This is a genomic window from Ruegeria sp. YTSC003 (assembly GCF_059609785.1).
Window position 1 is genome coordinate 32,007 of sequence record NZ_JBXWMK010000001.1, and the last position, 17,816, is coordinate 49,822.

General features: G+C 53.5%; 18 protein-coding genes. 3 read left to right on the top strand and 15 right to left on the bottom strand.

The window, feature by feature from the left end:
* Positions 1-295: 295 nt before the first annotated feature.
* The 9 genes from AC2FFH_RS00160 to AC2FFH_RS00200 all read right to left on the bottom strand — a co-directional run bounded on the left by AC2FFH_RS00160 (position 296) and on the right by AC2FFH_RS00200 (position 9,166).
* Positions 296-604, bottom strand: a complete 309-nt coding sequence (locus AC2FFH_RS00160) for a Dabb family protein (protein WP_496769738.1) — start codon at positions 602-604, stop codon at positions 296-298.
* 109 nt (positions 605-713) lie between these two features.
* A complete protein-coding gene (locus AC2FFH_RS00165) occupies positions 714-1,469 on the bottom strand; it encodes an ABC transporter ATP-binding protein (protein ID WP_058274761.1) in 756 nt (251 codons plus the stop codon).
* A 9-nt stretch (positions 1,470-1,478) separates the two neighbouring features.
* The gene (locus AC2FFH_RS00170) at positions 1,479-2,234 is read right to left on the bottom strand and encodes an ABC transporter ATP-binding protein (protein WP_058277369.1); all 756 of its coding nucleotides are present in this window, start codon (positions 2,232-2,234) and stop codon (positions 1,479-1,481) included.
* A 10-nt stretch (positions 2,235-2,244) separates the two neighbouring features.
* Positions 2,245-3,450, bottom strand: coding sequence for a branched-chain amino acid ABC transporter permease (locus AC2FFH_RS00175; RefSeq protein ID WP_496694899.1), 1,206 nt, complete (start codon positions 3,448-3,450; stop codon positions 2,245-2,247).
* 3 nt (positions 3,451-3,453) lie between these two features.
* A complete protein-coding gene (locus tag AC2FFH_RS00180) occupies positions 3,454-4,485 on the bottom strand; it encodes a branched-chain amino acid ABC transporter permease (RefSeq protein WP_109311932.1) in 1,032 nt (343 codons plus the stop codon).
* 113 nt (positions 4,486-4,598) lie between these two features.
* Positions 4,599-5,945 (bottom strand): substrate-binding protein, encoded by a 1,347-nt coding sequence (locus tag AC2FFH_RS00185; RefSeq protein ID WP_108859119.1) that lies wholly within the window; start codon positions 5,943-5,945, stop codon positions 4,599-4,601.
* A 572-nt stretch (positions 5,946-6,517) separates the two neighbouring features.
* Positions 6,518-7,231, bottom strand: coding sequence for an IS6 family transposase (locus AC2FFH_RS00190; RefSeq protein ID WP_496769740.1), 714 nt, complete (start codon positions 7,229-7,231; stop codon positions 6,518-6,520).
* Between the two features lie 65 nt (positions 7,232-7,296).
* Positions 7,297-8,103, bottom strand: coding sequence for a phytanoyl-CoA dioxygenase family protein (locus AC2FFH_RS00195; protein ID WP_496769742.1), 807 nt, complete (start codon positions 8,101-8,103; stop codon positions 7,297-7,299).
* 4 nt (positions 8,104-8,107) lie between these two features.
* Positions 8,108-9,166 (bottom strand): L-idonate 5-dehydrogenase, encoded by a 1,059-nt coding sequence (locus tag AC2FFH_RS00200; RefSeq protein ID WP_496843492.1) that lies wholly within the window; start codon positions 9,164-9,166, stop codon positions 8,108-8,110.
* A gap of 69 nt (positions 9,167-9,235) precedes the next feature.
* On the opposite strand from AC2FFH_RS00200, the gene AC2FFH_RS00205 reads away from it, so the two are divergent.
* Positions 9,236-10,003, top strand: a complete 768-nt coding sequence (locus AC2FFH_RS00205; RefSeq protein ID WP_170777660.1) for an SDR family oxidoreductase — start codon at positions 9,236-9,238, stop codon at positions 10,001-10,003.
* A gap of 47 nt (positions 10,004-10,050) precedes the next feature.
* On the opposite strand, the gene AC2FFH_RS00210 is transcribed toward AC2FFH_RS00205, so the two are convergent.
* The 5 genes from AC2FFH_RS00210 to AC2FFH_RS00230 are packed head-to-tail and all read right to left on the bottom strand — an operon-like array spanning position 10,051 to position 14,985.
* Positions 10,051-10,641: a LysE family translocator gene (locus tag AC2FFH_RS00210; protein WP_496769748.1), complete on the bottom strand. Its 591-nt coding sequence runs from the start codon at positions 10,639-10,641 to the stop codon at positions 10,051-10,053.
* A gap of 16 nt (positions 10,642-10,657) precedes the next feature.
* Positions 10,658-11,581 carry a 2-hydroxyacid dehydrogenase gene (locus AC2FFH_RS00215; protein ID WP_496843493.1) on the bottom strand — a complete coding sequence of 308 codons (924 nt, stop codon included), beginning with the start codon at positions 11,579-11,581 and terminating at the stop codon, positions 10,658-10,660.
* Positions 11,574-12,422: a fumarylacetoacetate hydrolase family protein gene (locus AC2FFH_RS00220; protein ID WP_496721907.1), complete on the bottom strand. Its 849-nt coding sequence runs from the start codon at positions 12,420-12,422 to the stop codon at positions 11,574-11,576. Before AC2FFH_RS00220 ends, AC2FFH_RS00215 begins: the two co-directional genes overlap by 8 nt.
* Before the next feature lie 11 nt (positions 12,423-12,433).
* Positions 12,434-14,230, bottom strand: coding sequence for an IlvD/Edd family dehydratase (locus AC2FFH_RS00225; protein ID WP_496769754.1), 1,797 nt, complete (start codon positions 14,228-14,230; stop codon positions 12,434-12,436).
* Positions 14,227-14,985 (bottom strand): SDR family oxidoreductase, encoded by a 759-nt coding sequence (locus tag AC2FFH_RS00230; RefSeq protein WP_496843494.1) that lies wholly within the window; start codon positions 14,983-14,985, stop codon positions 14,227-14,229. Before AC2FFH_RS00230 ends, AC2FFH_RS00225 begins: the two co-directional genes overlap by 4 nt.
* A 190-nt stretch (positions 14,986-15,175) precedes the next feature.
* Between AC2FFH_RS00230 and AC2FFH_RS00235 the strand changes: the two genes are divergently transcribed.
* Positions 15,176-16,060: an NAD(P)-dependent oxidoreductase gene (locus tag AC2FFH_RS00235; RefSeq protein ID WP_496843495.1), complete on the top strand. Its 885-nt coding sequence runs from the start codon at positions 15,176-15,178 to the stop codon at positions 16,058-16,060.
* A gap of 14 nt (positions 16,061-16,074) precedes the next feature.
* Positions 16,075-17,025: a D-erythronate dehydrogenase gene (denD, locus tag AC2FFH_RS00240; protein ID WP_496843772.1), complete on the top strand. Its 951-nt coding sequence runs from the start codon at positions 16,075-16,077 to the stop codon at positions 17,023-17,025.
* On the opposite strand, the gene AC2FFH_RS00245 is transcribed toward denD, so the two are convergent.
* On the bottom strand, positions 17,022-17,672 hold the full coding sequence (locus tag AC2FFH_RS00245; RefSeq protein ID WP_496780462.1) for a GntR family transcriptional regulator: 651 nt from the start codon (positions 17,670-17,672) through the stop codon (positions 17,022-17,024). The genes denD and AC2FFH_RS00245 overlap by 4 nt on opposite strands.
* Positions 17,673-17,816: the final 144 nt, after the last annotated feature.

Sequence of the window (17,816 nt, forward strand, 5' to 3'; positions counted from 1 at the left end):
CGCTGGAACACAAGTAATCCGGTGTTCGTCGTGCAACTATTGCCGGTCTCGCAAGGGCAGAATGTGCCGTCGTTCGCCCCTTCTGTGCCCTGGCACCATTTGCGTCGGTGACGCGAATTCAGTAAAATTGGGTCCGTCAAATCATTGGTGATCAAGCTGATCAGGGCTGTTTCCGCAGATCAAAAATCTTGCCGTCGAACGGTTACAGGGACACAGGCGCGCAGCGCCACGCTGGGACGGTCAGCACACCGTTTCAGTCAGCCATTCGGAATCTGGTTAAACCCGCTTTACTGTCTCAGACCTCTAAATCCAGGACCAGAATTCCGTCGATGCCGCCCACGGCGTTTTCGACCAACTGCGCGCCCAGCGCTTTGTGCCTCTCGTTGCTTTGATAGCTTGCCAATGCGGCCCAATCATCGAAATCAATCACAAACCCATGCTTGTAACCGCGTTCGATCTGTTCAGGGCTTTCGCTGCGACCACCGGTAAACCCGCCTGCACCCGGCAGGGCGTCGGTTAGGTCCGACAGGCCCCTGTAAATCTTCCAGATGGTTTCGTCGGTCACGTCGGACCGGAATTTTGTCAGAACGATATGGCGGATCATAGTTAGTTGCCTTGATCATGATTGTAGGAGCGCAAGCGTCCGAAGAATTCGAGCGTCACCATAACTAAGGCGTTTGCAACCAGAATGTACCTAAGACTTCGAGCCTGCCCTAGATGGCCAAATACTCCTCGCGGAGGCCGGTGTCTTGAAGCACCTCGTTCGCCGTCCCATCAAATACGATGGTGCCGGTGTCCAGAATGATCGCGCGATCGGCTAACTCCAATGCTCGGACGGCGTTCTGTTCGACGATGATCGTGGTCATGCCCTGTTGCTTGACATGAGCCAGTGTTTTTTCAATCTCGTCGACAATGACCGGGGCCAGACCTTCGTAAGGCTCATCCAGAAGCAGGACCTTGATATCCCGTGCAAGGGCTCTGGCGATTGACAGCATTTGTTGTTCGCCACCCGATAACGTAATCCCCTCTTGTTTCCTGCGTTCGCCCAAACGCGGGAACAGTTCATACAACCGCTCCAGGGACCATCCAACTGGCGGCGCAATCTGGGCAAGCTGCAGGTTTTCCTCAACGGTCAGCCCTGGGATAATTCGTCTGTCTTCCGGTACAAGGCCAAGACCAACAGACGCCGCTTCGTAGCTTGTCATATTGTGTAGTGGCTGATGATCCAGCCAGATTTCACCGTGCCTTACTTCCGGATCGCCTACCCGCGCAATCGACCGGAGTGTCGAGGTTTTGCCAGCGCCGTTCCGTCCAAGCAGGGCCAGAATCTCGCCTTCGTGCACATTAAAGCTGACGCCCTGCACGATATAGCTTTCCCCGTAGTATGAATGCATGTCCCATACAGACAGGAACGCAGGCGCGGTGCTTGCCCTATTGGCGTTTTTCGAAAAGTCGGGTTTCTCGTTCATAGCTTTTCCTTACGCCGCCTCGCCCAGATAGGCTTCACGAACCTTGGGATGTCCACGGATTTTTTCTGGAGTATCTTCGACCAGCGGCGTCCCTTGCGCCAGCACTGTGATGCGTTCCGCAAGGCTGAAGACCACATGCATGTCATGCTCGATAATGGCGATGGTTATGTCGCGCTCATCCTTGATCTGTTTTAGCAAATCAATGGTGTTGTTGGTGTCCGCCCGCGCCATGCCCGCCGTAGGTTCGTCCAGCAACAACAGCCGCGGATTTTGACTGAGGCACATGCCAATCTCAAGTCGCCGCTTGTCGCCCCGGGACAGCGACGCCGCGTGCATTTCGCGTTTGTCGGCCATGTTCATTTCTTCCAGCATGACTTCGGCCTGTTCGACGACCTCACGTTCGCGAGCGATGGTCTCATAGGCATGCATCCGGAATGCCCCATCCCGCATCGCGAAGATCGGGATCAGCATGTTCTCCATCACGGTCAGCTCGCCAAAGATCTCAGGCGTTTGGAACACGCGGCTAATGCCCATCTGGTTGATCTGGAACGGCTCGAGTCCCAGAACCGAGTTGTTGTTGAACAACACCGACCCGGTGTCTGGCATCAGCTTACCCACCAGACAGTTCAGCAGCGTCGATTTTCCCGCGCCATTGGGGCCGATGATCGCATGAACCGAGTTCTCTTCGATATTGAGGTTCACATCTGTCAGCGCCTTAAGGCCACCGAAGCGTTTGCTGACGTCTTTGACTCTTAGAATTGCCATTTCTCGCCCCTTATTCCGCCGGTTCTGTTTTGCCCGACGGCGCATCGTCGGTGTCTTTTTTCTTGCGCTTGAAGCGCTTGAGCAAACGTTGTCCACCCTCAACAAGACCACCCGGCAGATAGATGACAACCAGCATGAACAGGATGCCCAGCGTCAGGTGCCAGCCTTTGCCGATGAACGGGTGGATCACGAACACCACGGCGTCCTCCAACCCGTCAGGCAGGAATGCGAACCAGCTATGCAGGACGTTGTCGTTGATCTTCGAGAAGATGTTCTCGAAATACTTGATGAAACCTGCGCCCAGAACCGGCCCGATCAACGTGCCCGTACCACCGAGGATCGTCATCAGAACCACCTCGCCCGAAGCGGTCCATTGCATCCGCTCGGCACCTGCCAGCGGGTCCATTGCGGCCATCAGACCACCGGCCAGACCGGCGTACATGCCAGAAATCACAAAGGCCGCGAGCGTATATGGCTTGGAGTTCAGACCCGTATAGTTCATCCGCTGCTGGTTCGATTTTACTGCCCGCAGCATCATGCCAAAGGGCGACCGGAAAATACGGATAGACAGGTAAAACACGACCATCATTATGATTGCGCACAAGTAGTAACCCGCGTTGAAGTCAAAGCTCCACGCGCCCACATCCATCGTGTACGTCGCGCGCATTGGCAATCCAAACAGATGCGGTAAATCCGGCGCGTTAGCGCCCTGCAGGATCTGCGGATCGTCCGCATAAACCTGCAGGCCGGTTTCCCCGTTCGTCAGGTTAAACTTGGGGTTTGACAGAACCGAGTAGGCCAGCGCAAAGCTCATTTGTGCAAAGGCCAGCGTCAGGATCGAGAAATAGATCCCCGACCGCCGCAGGCTGATGAACCCGATAAGTAGCGAGAACAGGCCCGCGACGACGACACTCAGCGCGATGGCTGGAATGACGTTGTAGCTGAGCAGTTTGAACATCCAAACTGCCGAGTATGATCCTACGCCCAGAAAGGCCGCGTGACCGAAGGACAAGTACCCGGTCAGGCCAAACAGAATGTTGAACCCGATGGCAAAGATCCCGAAAATCACGAACCTCTGCATCAAATCCGGGTAACCCGCGTTGAACTGCGCCATGGCGCTGCCCTCTGGAAACGGGTTCAGGATGAAAGGCGCCAGCAAGGTCAGGAGTGCGACGACGATCAGCAGGCTGGTGTCTTTTTTATTCAGTCCCAACATTGATTATTCCTCCATCACGCCCTTGCGCCCCATCAGCCCGCGCGGACGCGTCAGCAGCACGATGATGGCGACAAGGTAGATGATGATCTGATTGATGCCTGGGATCGTTGTGGTGGCCCAGGTGGTCGAGGCAAAGCTTTCCAGAATGCCCAGCAAAAAGCCTGCCAGAACGGCGCCTGGCAATGACCCCATTCCGCCAACAACAACCACGACGAAGCTAAGGACCAGAAAGTCCATTCCCATGTGGTAGTTCGGCGGGTTGAGCGGCCCGTACATCACACCGGCCAGTCCGGCGACACCGGCAGCAATGCCAAACATAATGGTAAACCGGCGGTCAATATTGATGCCCAGCAGGCCCACCGTTTCCCGGTCAGCCATCCCAGCACGGACAACCATCCCGAAGGTGGTGAACTGCAGGAAGGAAAACACTGCGCCAATAATGCCTACGGCAAAGCCAAAATAAACCAATCGCCAGATCGGGTAGATGATTGCATTGGGATCAAAACCAACCATGGTGCCCAGATCGACAGATCCGCTCAGCACATCGGGCGGCGGGGTCTGGATCGGGTTGGCGCCAAAGAAATACTTGACGATTTCCTGCAGAACGATCGCAAGACCAAAGGTCACCAGGATCTGGTCTGCATGCGGGCGCTTATAGAAGTGTTTGATCAGCCCGCGTTCCATCACATAGCCAACCAGCAGCATGATCGGGATCGCAAACAGGATGGCCAACGGGACGGACCAGTCGATGATCGTTGCGCCGACTTCGGGGCCGAACCAGGCCTCGATATAAGGGGTTTCGACCTTCAGCGGATTACCCAAAAAGTCTTTTTGGGTTTCATCGAGGGTCACGAAACTCAGGTTCAGCAGCTTTTGCAAAGTAACGGCGCAGAACGCGCCAATCATGAACAAAGCCCCGTGGGCAAAATTCACGACGCCGAGCGTCCCGAAGATCAGGGTAAGACCCAGCGCGATCAGCGCATAAGCCGAGCCCTTGTCCAGACCGTTAAGTATTTGCAGTAGGATGGCGTCCATTGGGCCCACCTCAGGGTTGGTCAGTGTGGATTGAGTGGTTGGGACCAGGCCCACAGGCCTGGCCGTAAGTCGTCTGACCGCCGAGAACGACGGTCAGACATTCGCCAAAAGGCTTACGCGCCCGGATTGCACTTGCCCAGTTCGCCACCGGCGAACATCGGGTGCTCGGGATCGTACTCGACCTGCGCACGCGGCGTGATCTCGACGATTTCAAGCGTGTCATACGCGTTGGTCGGGTTCTCGTTGCCACGTACAACCAGCACGTCCTTGAAGCACTGGTGATCGGCACCGCGATACCAGGTGGGACCATTGCCCAGCCCGTCGAACTCAAAGTCTTCCAGAGCTTCGGCAACACCACAGGGATTGAAGGTGCCCGCACGCTCACATGCATCCGCATAAAGCAGCACTTGTGCATAACAGGTCTGAGCAGAGTTGGACGGCGGCTTGCCGTATTTCTCACCAAAGGACTTCACGAAGGCCTTGGTGCCCTCATCCTGCAGCTGCCAGTTCCAGTTCATCGAACCCAGCACGCCCTTGATGTTCTCGCCCGCACCAGCGGCCATCAGCTCGGAATACAGCGGCACGACGATCTTGAAGTCCTTGCCGTTTGCAACCTTGTCGAGCAGACCGAACTGGATCGCGTTGGTCAGCGAGTTCACCATGTTGCCGCCATAGTGGTTCAGAACCAGCACGTCCGCGCCAGAGTTCAGAACCGGTGCGATGTAGGACGAGAAGTCGGTCGACGCCAGCGGTGTTTTGACCGTGTTGACCGTTTCCCATCCCAGGGCTTCGGTCGAGGCAACGATCGACTCTTCCTGGGTCCAGCCCCAGTTGTAGTCGGCCGTCAGGTGATAGGCACGACGCTCCTTGCCCATCTCAGCCGCTAGAACCGGCGCCAGCGCGGCACCCGACATGTATGCATTGAAGAAGTGACGGAAACCGTTGGCCTTCTTGTCCTTGCCCGTAGTGTCGTTTGCGTGCGTCAGGCCGGCCATGAAGATCACGCCCGCCTCTTGGCACAGGCCCTGAACCGCAACGGCCACGCCCGAGGACGAACCACCGTTGATCATGATCGCGCCGTCTTTTTCGATCATCGACTTGGCCGATGCGCGGGCTGCATCCGATTTGGTCTGGGTGTCGCCGGTGACGAACCCGACCTTCTTGCCCAGGATACCGTTCCCCTGCAGAGCCTTCGACGAGAAAGTGTTCAAGCAACCTCCGTCGCCCTCGCCGTTCAGATGTTCGACCGCCAGCTGTTGCGCCAGCAATTCGTCATTGCCTTCGTCGGCATAAGGTCCGGTTTGCGGAACATTGAAGCCCAGAGTGACAGACGCCCCTGTCGGCTCATTGGTAAAGGCAGCGGCCGACGAAGCCGTAAAGATCGTAGGCAGGGCCAGACCGGTACCTGCAACGGCACCGGACTTTAGCACGCCGCGGCGCGTGACATTATTCTTAGTCATGTATTCCTCCCATTTCCATTTTTCGTCCTTTGGCTCCTCTTCCAGCAGACGAAAGCGCACTTTTGTGCATTCCAATAATGGAAATCAGACAGAAAATTTCTCAATAAATTACTGGTCTTGAAATAAAATTTTGTAAATTTGTTCACGAAACTCGGGATTTTTTGTAAAGAAAGTAACAGTCAGCTATGCCCAGGCATTGTCGCGCAAATCACGGTGGAGGCTTATTTTGTGCCTCCAGCATGGTAGCCGGAGCGCTTTAGCAGTTGGGTTCAAGCTGAGCATGAGACCAGGAACTGGTCCCCCCTACGGAACTGCATCAAAGCAACGCGGCTCGCTGTCTGTTTCGATTAATCCTGATGTAAACCGGGCGCTCAGGCCAATCGGCAATGGGATTGGGTTGCGCGAATCCGGACTGCAGTGAATTTGCCGTCACCCGAAACGTGAAAATTCGAGCGCGCCGATATTTGGGTAAGGTCTTGCGGCGGAAAGCACATTTGAATTGAGGCGGGTATGAGTGGCGGTGCCGTCAGACAAATTCGAACTAGTCTCAGCTAAGCCAATATAGGTGCCCTTTATGCCATACCAAGTTCGCGCCACTCGGCAAGAGCGACGGTGCGTGTCAGCTTGAAGGTGTCTCGGCTGGCGACCGATCTTTCCTGGTTGAAGTGGTTGTAGACGGAGGAATGAACGGAGGCGAATTTCTGCAAACTTCGCATGCGCCTGAAACGTTGCATAGCGCGCTCTCTTCGTTGGAAAGGCAGGTGCGAATTCTCAACGCGGTTGTTGAGCCAACTGCCCGTCTGTTGTTTTTCGAGAGCACCCAAATCTCTGAGCGCTGCTTTGTAGGATGCAAACCGGTCGGTCACGACCTCCGCGGCGCAACCGTGCCGTTTCATCAATTTCTTAAGGAATTTCAGTGCTGCAGCTTTGTTTCGGCGTTTGGTGACAACGGCTTCCAGCACCTCGCCCTCGTGATCAACAGCCCGCCACAGATAGTGTCGCTTGCCATTCACCTTCACAAAGACCTCGTCGACGTGCCATTTCCATTTCGAGTGTGCTCGCAATTGCTGAACTCGCTTTTGTCTGATCTCGGAGGCAAACATCGGGCCGAACCTGTTCCACCAATATCGGACGGTTTCGTGGCTCACGTCGATGCCTCGCTCGTGCAGCAGATCTTCGACATTCCGAAGCGAGAGCGGGAAACGGATGTAAAGCATCACGGCCAAGCGGATGATCTCGGGACTGGTTTTTAAGTATTTGAAAGAGGCAGGTCTGGTCAGGGGCAAAAGCTACGCAACACCCCTACCCCGCTCAAGCAAAGTTCTTCTGACAAGACCCTCGAAGGGAGTCATTATACTCCGGCGAAGAGTATTTGTTTTTTGCGATCTGCATCCCTTTGACACAAAACGAAATCGTTCTCATGCAAAAAGCCCTGAGGGGAGGACGCAACTAAAAAATGCCCAAAATCATCTCGCCCTGCGACTAGCGCAACCAAAGTTTTCACCCTGTTTTGCTGTTTCATTGAGGGCTTTATGAAACGCAACGCCGCACCAATGCGTCTATCGTCTGTGTTATTGGGCCCTGATGCGTGAAAGAGATGCCCGTGATGCATTGATGCCTGCCCTGCACGCAATTCGGCAGCAACTGCATCTTTTTCGTTTACATCGACTGCGATTTCTTGCCCACGTGACAAGAGATTGTTTTCGCTGAAGGTGTCCACGTGAGGCACGATACGGCTTTTATGGCTGCCAGGAACAAACCTCATACACCCGCTTTGCTCAGTCGCTTCCGAAATTGCAACCCAACAGGTTACCTCTTCAGCATCATCCAAACCCCAATAGGTCAAGTCTTGATGCCACGAGACTATCTTCGATGATCGCGCTTCTTTTACGAAAAGTGCACCGCTCCAAACCATGAGGTCCGGCCCCAACACTGTTGAAGCAGCCTCAATCAGCTTCGGATGGCGAAGAAGTGCATCGAATGATGGTATCAGCCTGTCCGGATAAGAATATAGAAGCTTGAGTTTCTCTGGGTCGTCTCTGAGAATGCGCTCTGCTTTTTCAAAATCATCGCGCAGCGTTTGGACCTCGTAAGCTGTCAGGATATCCAGCGGAGCTACGAAACCGTCTCTTTCATAAGTCTTTGCAATATCACGCATTCGTCTATCCATCGTCATTTTCCGGAAACGTTAACTGCACTTTCATTGATTGGCTTCGATCAGACGCGACCTCAAAGGCAGTTACAGCCTCGCCAACTTCGAAGGAATGCGTCACCAACTGGTCGACGTTTATTAGTCCGCTTCGCATCATCTCGACCGCGACTGAGAACTCGGAATGGAAACGGAAAGACCCACGAAGCCCTATCTCTTTTGCAGTCAACGCCTGCATCGGCACAGTCATATCTCCACCCAGACCAAGCTGAACCAATGTTCCACCCGGTCGCAAGCATGCGACGCCAGAAGCCAGAGCCGATTGAGCCCCAGAACACTCCAGTTGGACATCAACCTGGCCCTTGTCGTTTTCAAACTGCTCCAGTTTTTGCGGATCGGCGTAGGTGTTGATGACATCGTCTGCCCCGCATTCACGCGCCAGAGCGAGGGTCTGGTCCGAGATATCCGTCGCCACTATTCTGGCCGCTCCAGAACGACGTACCGCCAAGATCGTGAGGCAGCCAATCGGACCGCATCCCGTGATAAGTACCGTTTTGCCTAAGAGGTTCCCGGCTTGTTTAATCGCGTGCAAACAGACAGCCAGAGGTTCGGCCATAGCGGCCTGCGCAGGGCTCAACCCATCTGCCGGAACACATTGACTGGCTTTCGCCACGAGTTTGCTTTGAAAAGCGCCTTGGATATGCGGGAACGGCATCGCGCTGCCATAGAACTTCATATCAAGACAGTGGTTTTGCTGCCCGTTCAGACAATAAATGCAGGCTTGGCAAGGGCGGGATGGAGAAACTGCAACCAGTTGGCCTAAGTGCAGCCCCTGCACACTTGACCCGACTTTCACGATTTCTCCGGCGACTTCATGTCCTAGCACCATCGGCTGACGCAACTTGATCGCACCGAAACCACCGTGGTTATAATAATGCAGGTCAGAGCCGCAAATCCCACCCGCGCGCATGGCAATCAAGACTTCGTCTGGCCCCACGTCGTGTACGTCCCGGTTTTCCAACCTCAGATCTTTTGCGGCATGGATAACAACAGCAACATTGGCCGAAGACATTGCACAGACTCCCTATACATATTGCCAAAAGATACGGATAGTCGGTGCTGACAACCAAGGGGTTTTTGCATGATGCTTGAAATGTTCAACCTAGAGGGAACACGCGCACTAGTAACAGGCTCTAGCCAAGGCATTGGATTTGCGTTGGCCCGTGGCTTGGCTGCCGCCGGTTCGCAAGTCGTTTTGAACGGGCGCGACACCGCGAAACTAGCGGCAGCAGCATCCGAGTTGAGCGAAACAGGCGCCTCGGTACGTGAACTTTCGTTCGATGCAACCGATCATGAAGGTGTCCGATCTGCCGTGGACAACTTTGAAGACAATGTCGGCCCCATAGACATCCTGATAAACAACGCCGGAATGCAACACAGGACGGAGCTACAGGATTTCCCCGCTGATGCCTTCGAGCACCTACTACAGACAAATGTAGCGTCCGTCTTTCATGTCGGTCAGGCTGTGGCACGGCACATGATTGAAAGAAAGTCAGGCAAGATCATTAACATTGCGTCGGTTCAATCCGCATTGGCAAGACCGGGTATTGCGCCTTACACGGCGACAAAAGGTGCCGTGACCAACCTTACAAAAGGAATGGCGACTGATTGGGCTAAGTATGGCCTAAACTGCAATGCCATTGCGCCTGGATATTTCGATACACCTTTGAACGCCGCATTGGTTGCTGACCCTGAGTTTAGTGCATGGCTCGAGAAACGCACCCCGGCCGGTCGCTGGGGCAATGTGGAAGAACTTGTCGGCGCCGCCATATTCCTTGCCTCCCCTGCATCCAGTTTCGTCAATGGACATACTCTCTACGTTGATGGCGGAATAACGGCGTCACTTTGATTTATGTCTTTCAACCGTCTGCTAGGTACGACTGACGCAGGCTTTGTTTAAAGCGCCGACGCCAAAGCAATCACCACAACAACCATCAATGAAGCCGCCATCGCAAAGTTGATCCTTTGATGTGATCTCTCACTTAAATCAAGGCTGCCTAGCTTTGCGCCAGCACCCAGCCAGATCATGTGCACTGGCACCCAAACCATATTGAATATTACGATTTTTATGACGACCTCCCAAACGGGCGCATCGGGCAAAAAGGCAAACCCTGAAAACAATGCAGTGCCGACCACGTAAGCCTTGGGATTAATGAACTGAAGTGTCAGCCCGTTCGCAAAACCAAGTGGCGAGACCGCGGGGGAAAACCCGACCTTTGAGCCAGCTCTTGCAATACGCCAGGCAAGAAATCCCAAATACCCAACAGAGGCAAATAGCAGCAAAGTTCTAAGTACCGGTATAGCCAAAGCTACTGCAGCGACTCCAGAGACAACAAACATCATGTTGATGAACCCGCCCAGCATCAAACCGGCCACAAAAGCGAGCCCAGCTCGAAAACCAAATGCTGATCCAATACCCGCAGTTGTCAAAACACCTGGGCCAGGCGTAATCAGCAGAAAGAAAACCGCAACGGCAAACTCAAACACTATTCAGATTGGCCTTCTACAGATCTCTGCATTCCGGCACAGCTGTGATCACCGATCCGTCCTTAAGGTGTTGCAGGAGATTGTCGACAGTTAGGTCACCCATAGCTGCACGTGTCTCAATAGTCGCGCTACCAGCGTGAGGGAGCAGAACGACATTGGACAACTCGCGCAATGCTTTTGGAACGCGCGGTTCGTCTTCAAAAACATCAAGCCCTGCCCACCCGAGCTCACCGTTTTGCAATGCATTGATTAGGGCAGTTTCGTCGACAACCGAACCTCGACTAACGTTTATAAGAGTGCCCCCTGCCCCCAACGCGCGCAACACCTCAGCGTTGACCAGCCTATTGGTCGACGGGCCGCCGGGCGTGATGCATATGAGGACATCCACATGTTCTGCCATTTCAACCAAACTGTCGAAATATCGGTACGGGACATCCTTTTGATTGCGGGTGTGATAAGAAATTTCGGGGGCCCACGGCTCCAACTTATCAACGATCGCCTGACCAATGCGACCAAGACCAAGAATGCCTATTCTTTGATTGTCCGCTGATCGTGTCAAAGGGGCATTACCTTCAACTTCCCACCGTCCGGACCGAACGTAATCGTCGTCACGTATGAGCTCTCGATAACATGACAGCAACAGCAGAACGGCGGTGGTTGCGACTTCTTTGTTCAAAACACTGGGCGTGTGCGTCACAACAATCCCGCGCTCAGCTGCTGCATTTGCGTCGACGGCGTCGTAGCCGACCCCATAGACACTGATCATCTTCAGATTACCGAGTGATGTCATCAGGTTATGCGGAACACCATCGTGCCCGTTCGTAACGATATGCGTAACATTTTCCGCGTTGAAATCGTCCAATTGATGAATGTCGAACGCTGCGGACAGGCGCTCTCGCATCCGTTCTGTGATCCTTCCGATTTGCAATAAGTCAGTCATCTTGACCGACCTTTTGCCGCTGAACACCAAGCCCATCGATGCGAAGCTCCATGACGTCGCCTTTTTTTAGGTAAACTGGTTTCGGTTTGATCCCCATTCCGACACCGGGCGGTGTTCCAGTTGAAATGACGTCACCGGGGTGCAATGTGAAAAGTTGACTTAGATGCTCAATGATCTCGGCAACCGAAAAAATCATCGTAGCAGTATTCCCGGTTTGCATGCGCTGACCGTTTACATCCAGTGACATACCAAGACTTTGAGGATCAGGCACTTCATCCCGGGTCACTAGCCACGGACCAGTAGGGCCAAATGTGTCGCACGACTTGCCCTTGGTCCATTGACCGGTCAGTTGAGTTTGAAAATGCCTTTCCGACACATCGTTTACGATGCAATAGCCCGCAACATGTTCGAGCGCATCGGCCTTGGAAACGTATTTGGCCGTCTTACCGATGACGACCCCCAGTTCGCATTCCCAATCGGTGCAGGTAGATCCGCGCGGCATGACAACATCGTCATATGCCCCTATGACCGCTGAGTTAGCCTTGAAAAAAAGTATCGGATGCTCGGGAATATCTGCGCCGGTTTCTGCAGCATGGTCCGAGTAGTTCAAACCGATGCAAAGAAATTTTCCGATTTCGCCGACACACGGTGCGATACGAGGATCACCCTCCACAATTGGCAGGTTGTTCGGATCCAACGAACGCAAATTATCTAGCGTTCCATCATCCAGCATATCCCCCGTAATATCGTTGATATGAGCTGACAGATCCCGCAATTGACCCTCAGAGTCGACCAACGCAGGCTTTTCCGAGCCCTCGGCTCCGTAACGAACAAGTTTCATTTCTGTTCCTTTTAGTGGTTATCGCGTGGCATGAAGCCTCGTGCGATATCGCGGTAGTTTTCTGCACCCTTGAGCGTCATACCGCGATCCAACCGATCTACTTTTTCGCGGAATATCTCCTGCCACGGGGATTGGTTGGGCGGCATTGAATACCCACCCTTTGCCTCCAGATCGCGAGCGCGTTCATGCAGCTCTTCGAGCGAAACCAGCATATCCGCTGTGCCTTTGCCAAGATCGATGCGCAGTCGGTCACCATTTCTCACTAAGGCCAACCCACCACCCTCTGCAGCTTCGGGTGAGGCATTCAGGATAGACGGACTTCCTGATGTACCGGATTGCCGTCCATCACCGATGCAAGGAAGAGCTTCGATGCCCTGTTTCAACAAATATGCGGGCGGCCGCATGTTCACGACCTCTGCAGCACCCGGGTATCCTTTTGGTCCCGCTCCGCGCATAATCAGAATACAGTTTGCGTCGATGTTTTCTGCGGGATCATCGATCCGATGGTGAAAGTCCTCAGGCCCATCAAACACAATCGCCCTGCCCTCAAACGCATTTGGATCATCCGGGTTCGACAGGTAGGTCTCTCGAAATGCCTTTGAGATCACAGATGTCTTCATAATCGCACTCTCGAACAGGTTGCCCGAGAGATTGATGAACCCCGCCTGTTGCTTAACCGGGCTACTGACAGGCTTGATTACGTCGCTATTCTGAGACCGGCGCGTCGAGCAGTTATTGCCCATCGTCTTACCGTTCACCGTTATCGCATCGGGATGCGGCAGCAATCCAGCATCAAGAAGCTCACCGACAACGGCGGGTACACCTCCGGCCTGTTGGTAATCTTCGCCCAGATACTCACCCGCTGGCTGCATGTTAACCAACAGAGGAACGTCGTGGCCAAGTTTCTGCCAGTCATCGTTGGTCAACGGAACACCAAGGTGCCGAGCGATCGCATTCAGGTGGATCGGCGCGTTCGTCGATCCGCCAATCGCAGAGTTGATAACAATCGCATTCTCAAAAGCTTGACGTGTCATCACATCGCTGGGGCGTAGATCCTCCCAGACCATGTCCACAATGCGTTTACCCGTTTCATAACTGATTTGACCGCGCTCTCTATACGGGGCTGGAATGGCTGCTGATCCGGGCAATTGCATACCCAAGGCCTCAGCAAGCGAATTCATGGTCGTTGCTGTTCCCATCGTATTGCAATAGCCCACCGAAGGTGCTGCGGCGGCTGCGATTTCCATGAACTCATCGGTGTCGATTTCGTCAGCCGCAAGGTCTTCGCGCGCTTTCCATATAACCGTGCCCGATCCAGCGCGTTCACCTTTCCACCAACCGTTGAGCATGGGGCCGACCGACAGGGCGATCGCCGGGATGTTGACAGTCGCAGCGGCCATAAGAAGTGCGGGCGTGGTCTTGTCGCAACCAATGTTGAGAACAACGCCATCAATCGGATACCCAAATAGACTCTCAACCAAGGACAGATAAGCCAGGTTGCGGTCGAGTGAGGCCGTTGGCCGTTTACCGGTCTCTTGTATCGGATGGACCGGTATTTCGATGCACGTTCCCCCGGCGGCGATGATTCCATCGCGAACACGTTTGGACAATTCGATATGATGCCGATTACAGGGGCTCAAATCACTGCCGGTCTGGGCAATGCCAATGATCGGTTTGCCTGATTGCAGTTCCTCACGGGTCAAACCGTAATTCAGGTATCTTTCCAGATACAATGCAGTCATCTCAAGGTTCTCAGAATTCATGAACCACTTGCGAGATCGCAAATCGTTTTTTGATACTTTTGTCATTGGCCTGACCAACCCCCGTCAATTATGTGCGTGTGTCCTGTGGTGAATGCACTTTCATCGCTCGCCAGATAGACGACCAATGCAGCAATCTCTTCTGCTTTCGCTACACGCCCCATAGGCTGTCGCGCCACAAATTGTGCAAGGGCCTCTTCTCTGCTGCCCAGTTGCTCGCCCAACGCATCTACGCGGTCACGCCAACTGGGACTGTCGACTGTTCCCGGACAAATGCAATTGCATCGGATTCCTTTTGTTATGAAGTCCACGGCCACCGATTTCGTCAGCCCAACAACAGCGGCTTTTGTCGTTCCATATACAAAACGATTTGGCGCACCGATTATGGAACCCAGTGCGGAAGACATATTGATTATCGAGCCTCCTCCGCGCTCTAGCATTCCCGGCAATACAGCCTTTGTCGTGCGCACCATTGAGCGCACATTAAGGTCCATGGCGAAATCCCACTCTTCATCGGTTGCATCCAGAATAGTTCCGTGATGCACGAACCCTGCGCAGTTGAACAAAACGTCCGGCTTCGCTCGCGCGACCCCATGATGAACGCTGTCATTATTCGTCACATCCATCTCGAATATTTCGAGATTTTCGAGATTCTGACCGCGAATCAAATTTAGTTTTTCAGGGTTAATATCCGTCGCATAGACTTTTGCACCCTCTCTTGCCATTGCAATTGCGCTTGCAAGTCCGATCCCTTGTGCGGCGGCTGTGACCAGGACGCTTTTTCCCTTAAGTCTTTCTGACATATAAATATTCCGACCTCAGAAGTGGCGACTGGACAAGTGTTACTTCGTCCCACAGATCAACCGAGAAGCAAAGAAACCTTGGCGGATTTGCAACGACTTCTGGCATGTGGGCACAGAGCCGTTAGCGTATGACAGAGATTTTGGTTTGGCCATAACCATGCGTGGCGCACCTTCGGAAGGACAGTAAATGATGGGCAAGCAGTTCAAAGTGGCTCTGTTGGGAACCGGCCTGATGGGTGCTCCCATGGCGCGAAATATTTTGCGCGCCGAGTTTCCGCTCACTGTATGGAACCGCAGCTTGAAAAAGGCAAAACCGTTGACAGCAGAAGGCGCGACATTGGTAGAAACTGCCCCGCTGGCGGTTTCGGGTGCAGACGTAATAATAACCATGCTCTCGGATGGATACGCGACCGGCGCGCTACTTGCTGACGAGGCTTTCCGCGAGCAACTCAAAACGGGGATGATCTGGATTGATATGTCGAGCGCCAAACCCGAACACGCAAGAGAGCAATCCGCGCAGCTTTCCTCGATGGGGGTGCGGCATCTGGACGCCCCGGTTTCCGGTGGCACCAAAGGTGCCGAAGCTGGCACCCTTGCGATCATGGTCGGTGGCGATCAGGACGTTATGGAGCGCGTGCGACCGGTTCTGACAGCAATGGGCCAGCCTGTGCATGTTGGCCCAAGTGGTTCTGGTCAATTGTGCAAATTGGCCAATCAAACAATTGTCGCTGTAACAATATCGGCAGTCGCCGAGGCGACTCTACTGGCTCAGCAAGGTGGTGCTGACCCCAGCGCGTTGAGGGCCGCACTGAAGGGGGGCTTTGCGGATAGTATTATCTTGCAACAACATGGCGAACGCATGTCTGATGGAAATTTTGCACCCGGAGGTTTGTCTAAGTTTCAATTAAAGGATTTGGACAACACGCTAGAAGAAGCGCGCAGCCTTGGCCTTGAGCTACCTAGCACCCGATCTGTGCGCGACCGTTTCGAATATCTGATAGACGAAATGGATGGGGCCGAGCTGGATCATTCGGCTTTGTATCTGGAACTCAAAAAACGGAATGGAATGCTGTGACGCGGATCCTTGTTATGGGCGGTGGAGGAATGCTGGGCCAGAAGCTGGCCCTACGCGTTTCGACCCAAGAAATTTTTGGAGCAGATGCTCAACTCTCACTGTTCGATCTCTCGTTCCCGCCAGACAGTGCGCCAGGCAATCAGATTGTGGGGAACTTGACTGCGGCAGGCATCGCCGAGTCGGTTGCAGCTAAACGCCCGGACGTCATATTCCATCTTGCAGCTATCGTTTCAGGCCAAGCTGAGACAAACTTTGCGTTGGGTTGGGATGTCAACCTTTTGGCGACCTGGGCACTGCTGAACGCACTCAGAGATGAACACGAGGCATCAGGAGGCGAGTACACACCTCGTCTGGTTTTCGCCTCGTCCATAGCAGTTTTCGGGGCGCCGTTCCCCGAAAAGATAAGTGATGAGTTCCTCTCGGCACCTTTGACCAGTTATGGAGCACAAAAAGCGGCGTCTGAATTGATGATCACGGATTTCAGCAGGAAAGGATATATCAATGGTGTTTCTTTGCGCTTACCCACTTTGTGTGTGCGCCCGGGCAAGGCCAACGCTGCCGCTTCCTCCTTCTTTTCAGGTATAATCCGAGAACCATTGAATGGGGATGAGGCGATCTTACCAGTTGCCGAAACTGTTCGCCACTGGCACGCCAGCCCTCGCGCCGCTGCGACTTTTTTGACCCATGCAGCAACTATGGACACGCAGCTTTTGAACGACAGACGCGCCTTGAACATGCCGGGCGTAAGTTGCACCGTCGCCGAACAAATCGAAGCGCTGCGCAATGTGGCCGGTCAAGATGCAGTGGGCTTAATTAGGCGAGAACCCGACGAGGCAATCGAAAGAATAGTCAAGAATTGGCCGCGCGACTTTCAAACAGATCGCGCCCTGGAGTTGGGGTTTAAGGCGGAATCAAGCTTCGACGAAATCATTCAGGTGTATTTGGAAGACGATTTTCGACTTTAGTCGCCCATCGTCTTTCCAGTTAGGTGGCGTTTCAGATGATCGTGAATTTTTTCTCGTGTTAACTGCTCATCCCCTGACAATGCTGCTTCAAGTATATCGGCATGGTGTCTTATGTTTTGAGAAATGAACTCAAAGTTCCGATCTGCCACCATCAACTGCTGTCTGAATTGCGCGTAAACTCGGCTATGCATTTGTTTTAAGGTTTCCGAGCCACAGGCAGAAATAAGCGTTTGGTGAAACTCCTTCTCCGAGGCAAACCATATCTCGATCAGGCCGCTCGGGTCGTCTGTGGAGTGTATGCGTTTTTCGATATGGCTAAGTTTGTGATGCGCGGCCGTCAATCTTGCTTCCCAATCCACTCCGCCATTGCGGATCGACATCGCAGTGCCTTCGGCCTCCAACAAAACACGGACGTGTGTCAGTTCGATAAGCTTCTGCGGCGAACGCATTGGCACACGGAAACCTTTTTGTTCCTGAAAGTCCACCAATCCAACAGCGGCTAAACGAAAAAGGACTTCCCGAACCGCACTCGCAGAACAGCCATACTCAATACGAAGTTCTTCGGCTCTCACCTTGGCTCCATGCTCGAATCCATTAGAGACTAGGCGCATTTTAAGATTTTGATAAATATCGATTTCTTCTTTCATCCCTGTGTGCGCCTTCAATTTTTGTCCAAGTAGCGTCGTAAGCAAATTTTCGAGTTTATGCAATAATCTCGAAATTTTTAGAAATTTCAAATTTTTCTTGTTGCATTCGATTCGTCGGCTTAACGTTTATCTGCGTGACAGCAG

Bases quoted from the DNA above. Each gene is read 5' to 3' on its own strand.
- AC2FFH_RS00160 (WP_496769738.1), bottom strand. From the start codon at position 604: ATGATCCGCCATATCGTTCTGACAAAATTCCGGTCCGACGTGACCGAC.
- AC2FFH_RS00165 (WP_058274761.1), bottom strand. From the start codon at position 1,469: ATGAACGAGAAACCCGACTTTTCGAAAAACGCCAATAGGGCAAGCACC.
- AC2FFH_RS00170 (WP_058277369.1), bottom strand. From the start codon at position 2,234: ATGGCAATTCTAAGAGTCAAAGACGTCAGCAAACGCTTCGGTGGCCTT.
- AC2FFH_RS00175 (WP_496694899.1), bottom strand. From the start codon at position 3,450: ATGTTGGGACTGAATAAAAAAGACACCAGCCTGCTGATCGTCGTCGCA.
- AC2FFH_RS00180 (WP_109311932.1), bottom strand. From the start codon at position 4,485: ATGGACGCCATCCTACTGCAAATACTTAACGGTCTGGACAAGGGCTCG.
- AC2FFH_RS00185 (WP_108859119.1), bottom strand. From the start codon at position 5,945: ATGACTAAGAATAATGTCACGCGCCGCGGCGTGCTAAAGTCCGGTGCC.
- AC2FFH_RS00195 (WP_496769742.1), bottom strand. From the start codon at position 8,103: ATGCGTGATATTGCAAAGACTTATGAAAGAGACGGTTTCGTAGCTCCG.
- AC2FFH_RS00200 (WP_496843492.1), bottom strand. From the start codon at position 9,166: ATGTCTTCGGCCAATGTTGCTGTTGTTATCCATGCCGCAAAAGATCTG.
- AC2FFH_RS00205 (WP_170777660.1), top strand. From the start codon at position 9,236: ATGATGCTTGAAATGTTCAACCTAGAGGGAACACGCGCACTAGTAACA.
- AC2FFH_RS00215 (WP_496843493.1), bottom strand. From the start codon at position 11,581: ATGACTGACTTATTGCAAATCGGAAGGATCACAGAACGGATGCGAGAG.
- AC2FFH_RS00220 (WP_496721907.1), bottom strand. From the start codon at position 12,422: ATGAAACTTGTTCGTTACGGAGCCGAGGGCTCGGAAAAGCCTGCGTTG.
- AC2FFH_RS00225 (WP_496769754.1), bottom strand. From the start codon at position 14,230: ATGACAAAAGTATCAAAAAACGATTTGCGATCTCGCAAGTGGTTCATG.
- AC2FFH_RS00230 (WP_496843494.1), bottom strand. From the start codon at position 14,985: ATGTCAGAAAGACTTAAGGGAAAAAGCGTCCTGGTCACAGCCGCCGCA.
- AC2FFH_RS00235 (WP_496843495.1), top strand. From the start codon at position 15,176: ATGGGCAAGCAGTTCAAAGTGGCTCTGTTGGGAACCGGCCTGATGGGT.
- denD (WP_496843772.1), top strand. From the start codon at position 16,075: ATGGGCGGTGGAGGAATGCTGGGCCAGAAGCTGGCCCTACGCGTTTCG.
- AC2FFH_RS00245 (WP_496780462.1), bottom strand. From the start codon at position 17,672: ATGAAAGAAGAAATCGATATTTATCAAAATCTTAAAATGCGCCTAGTC.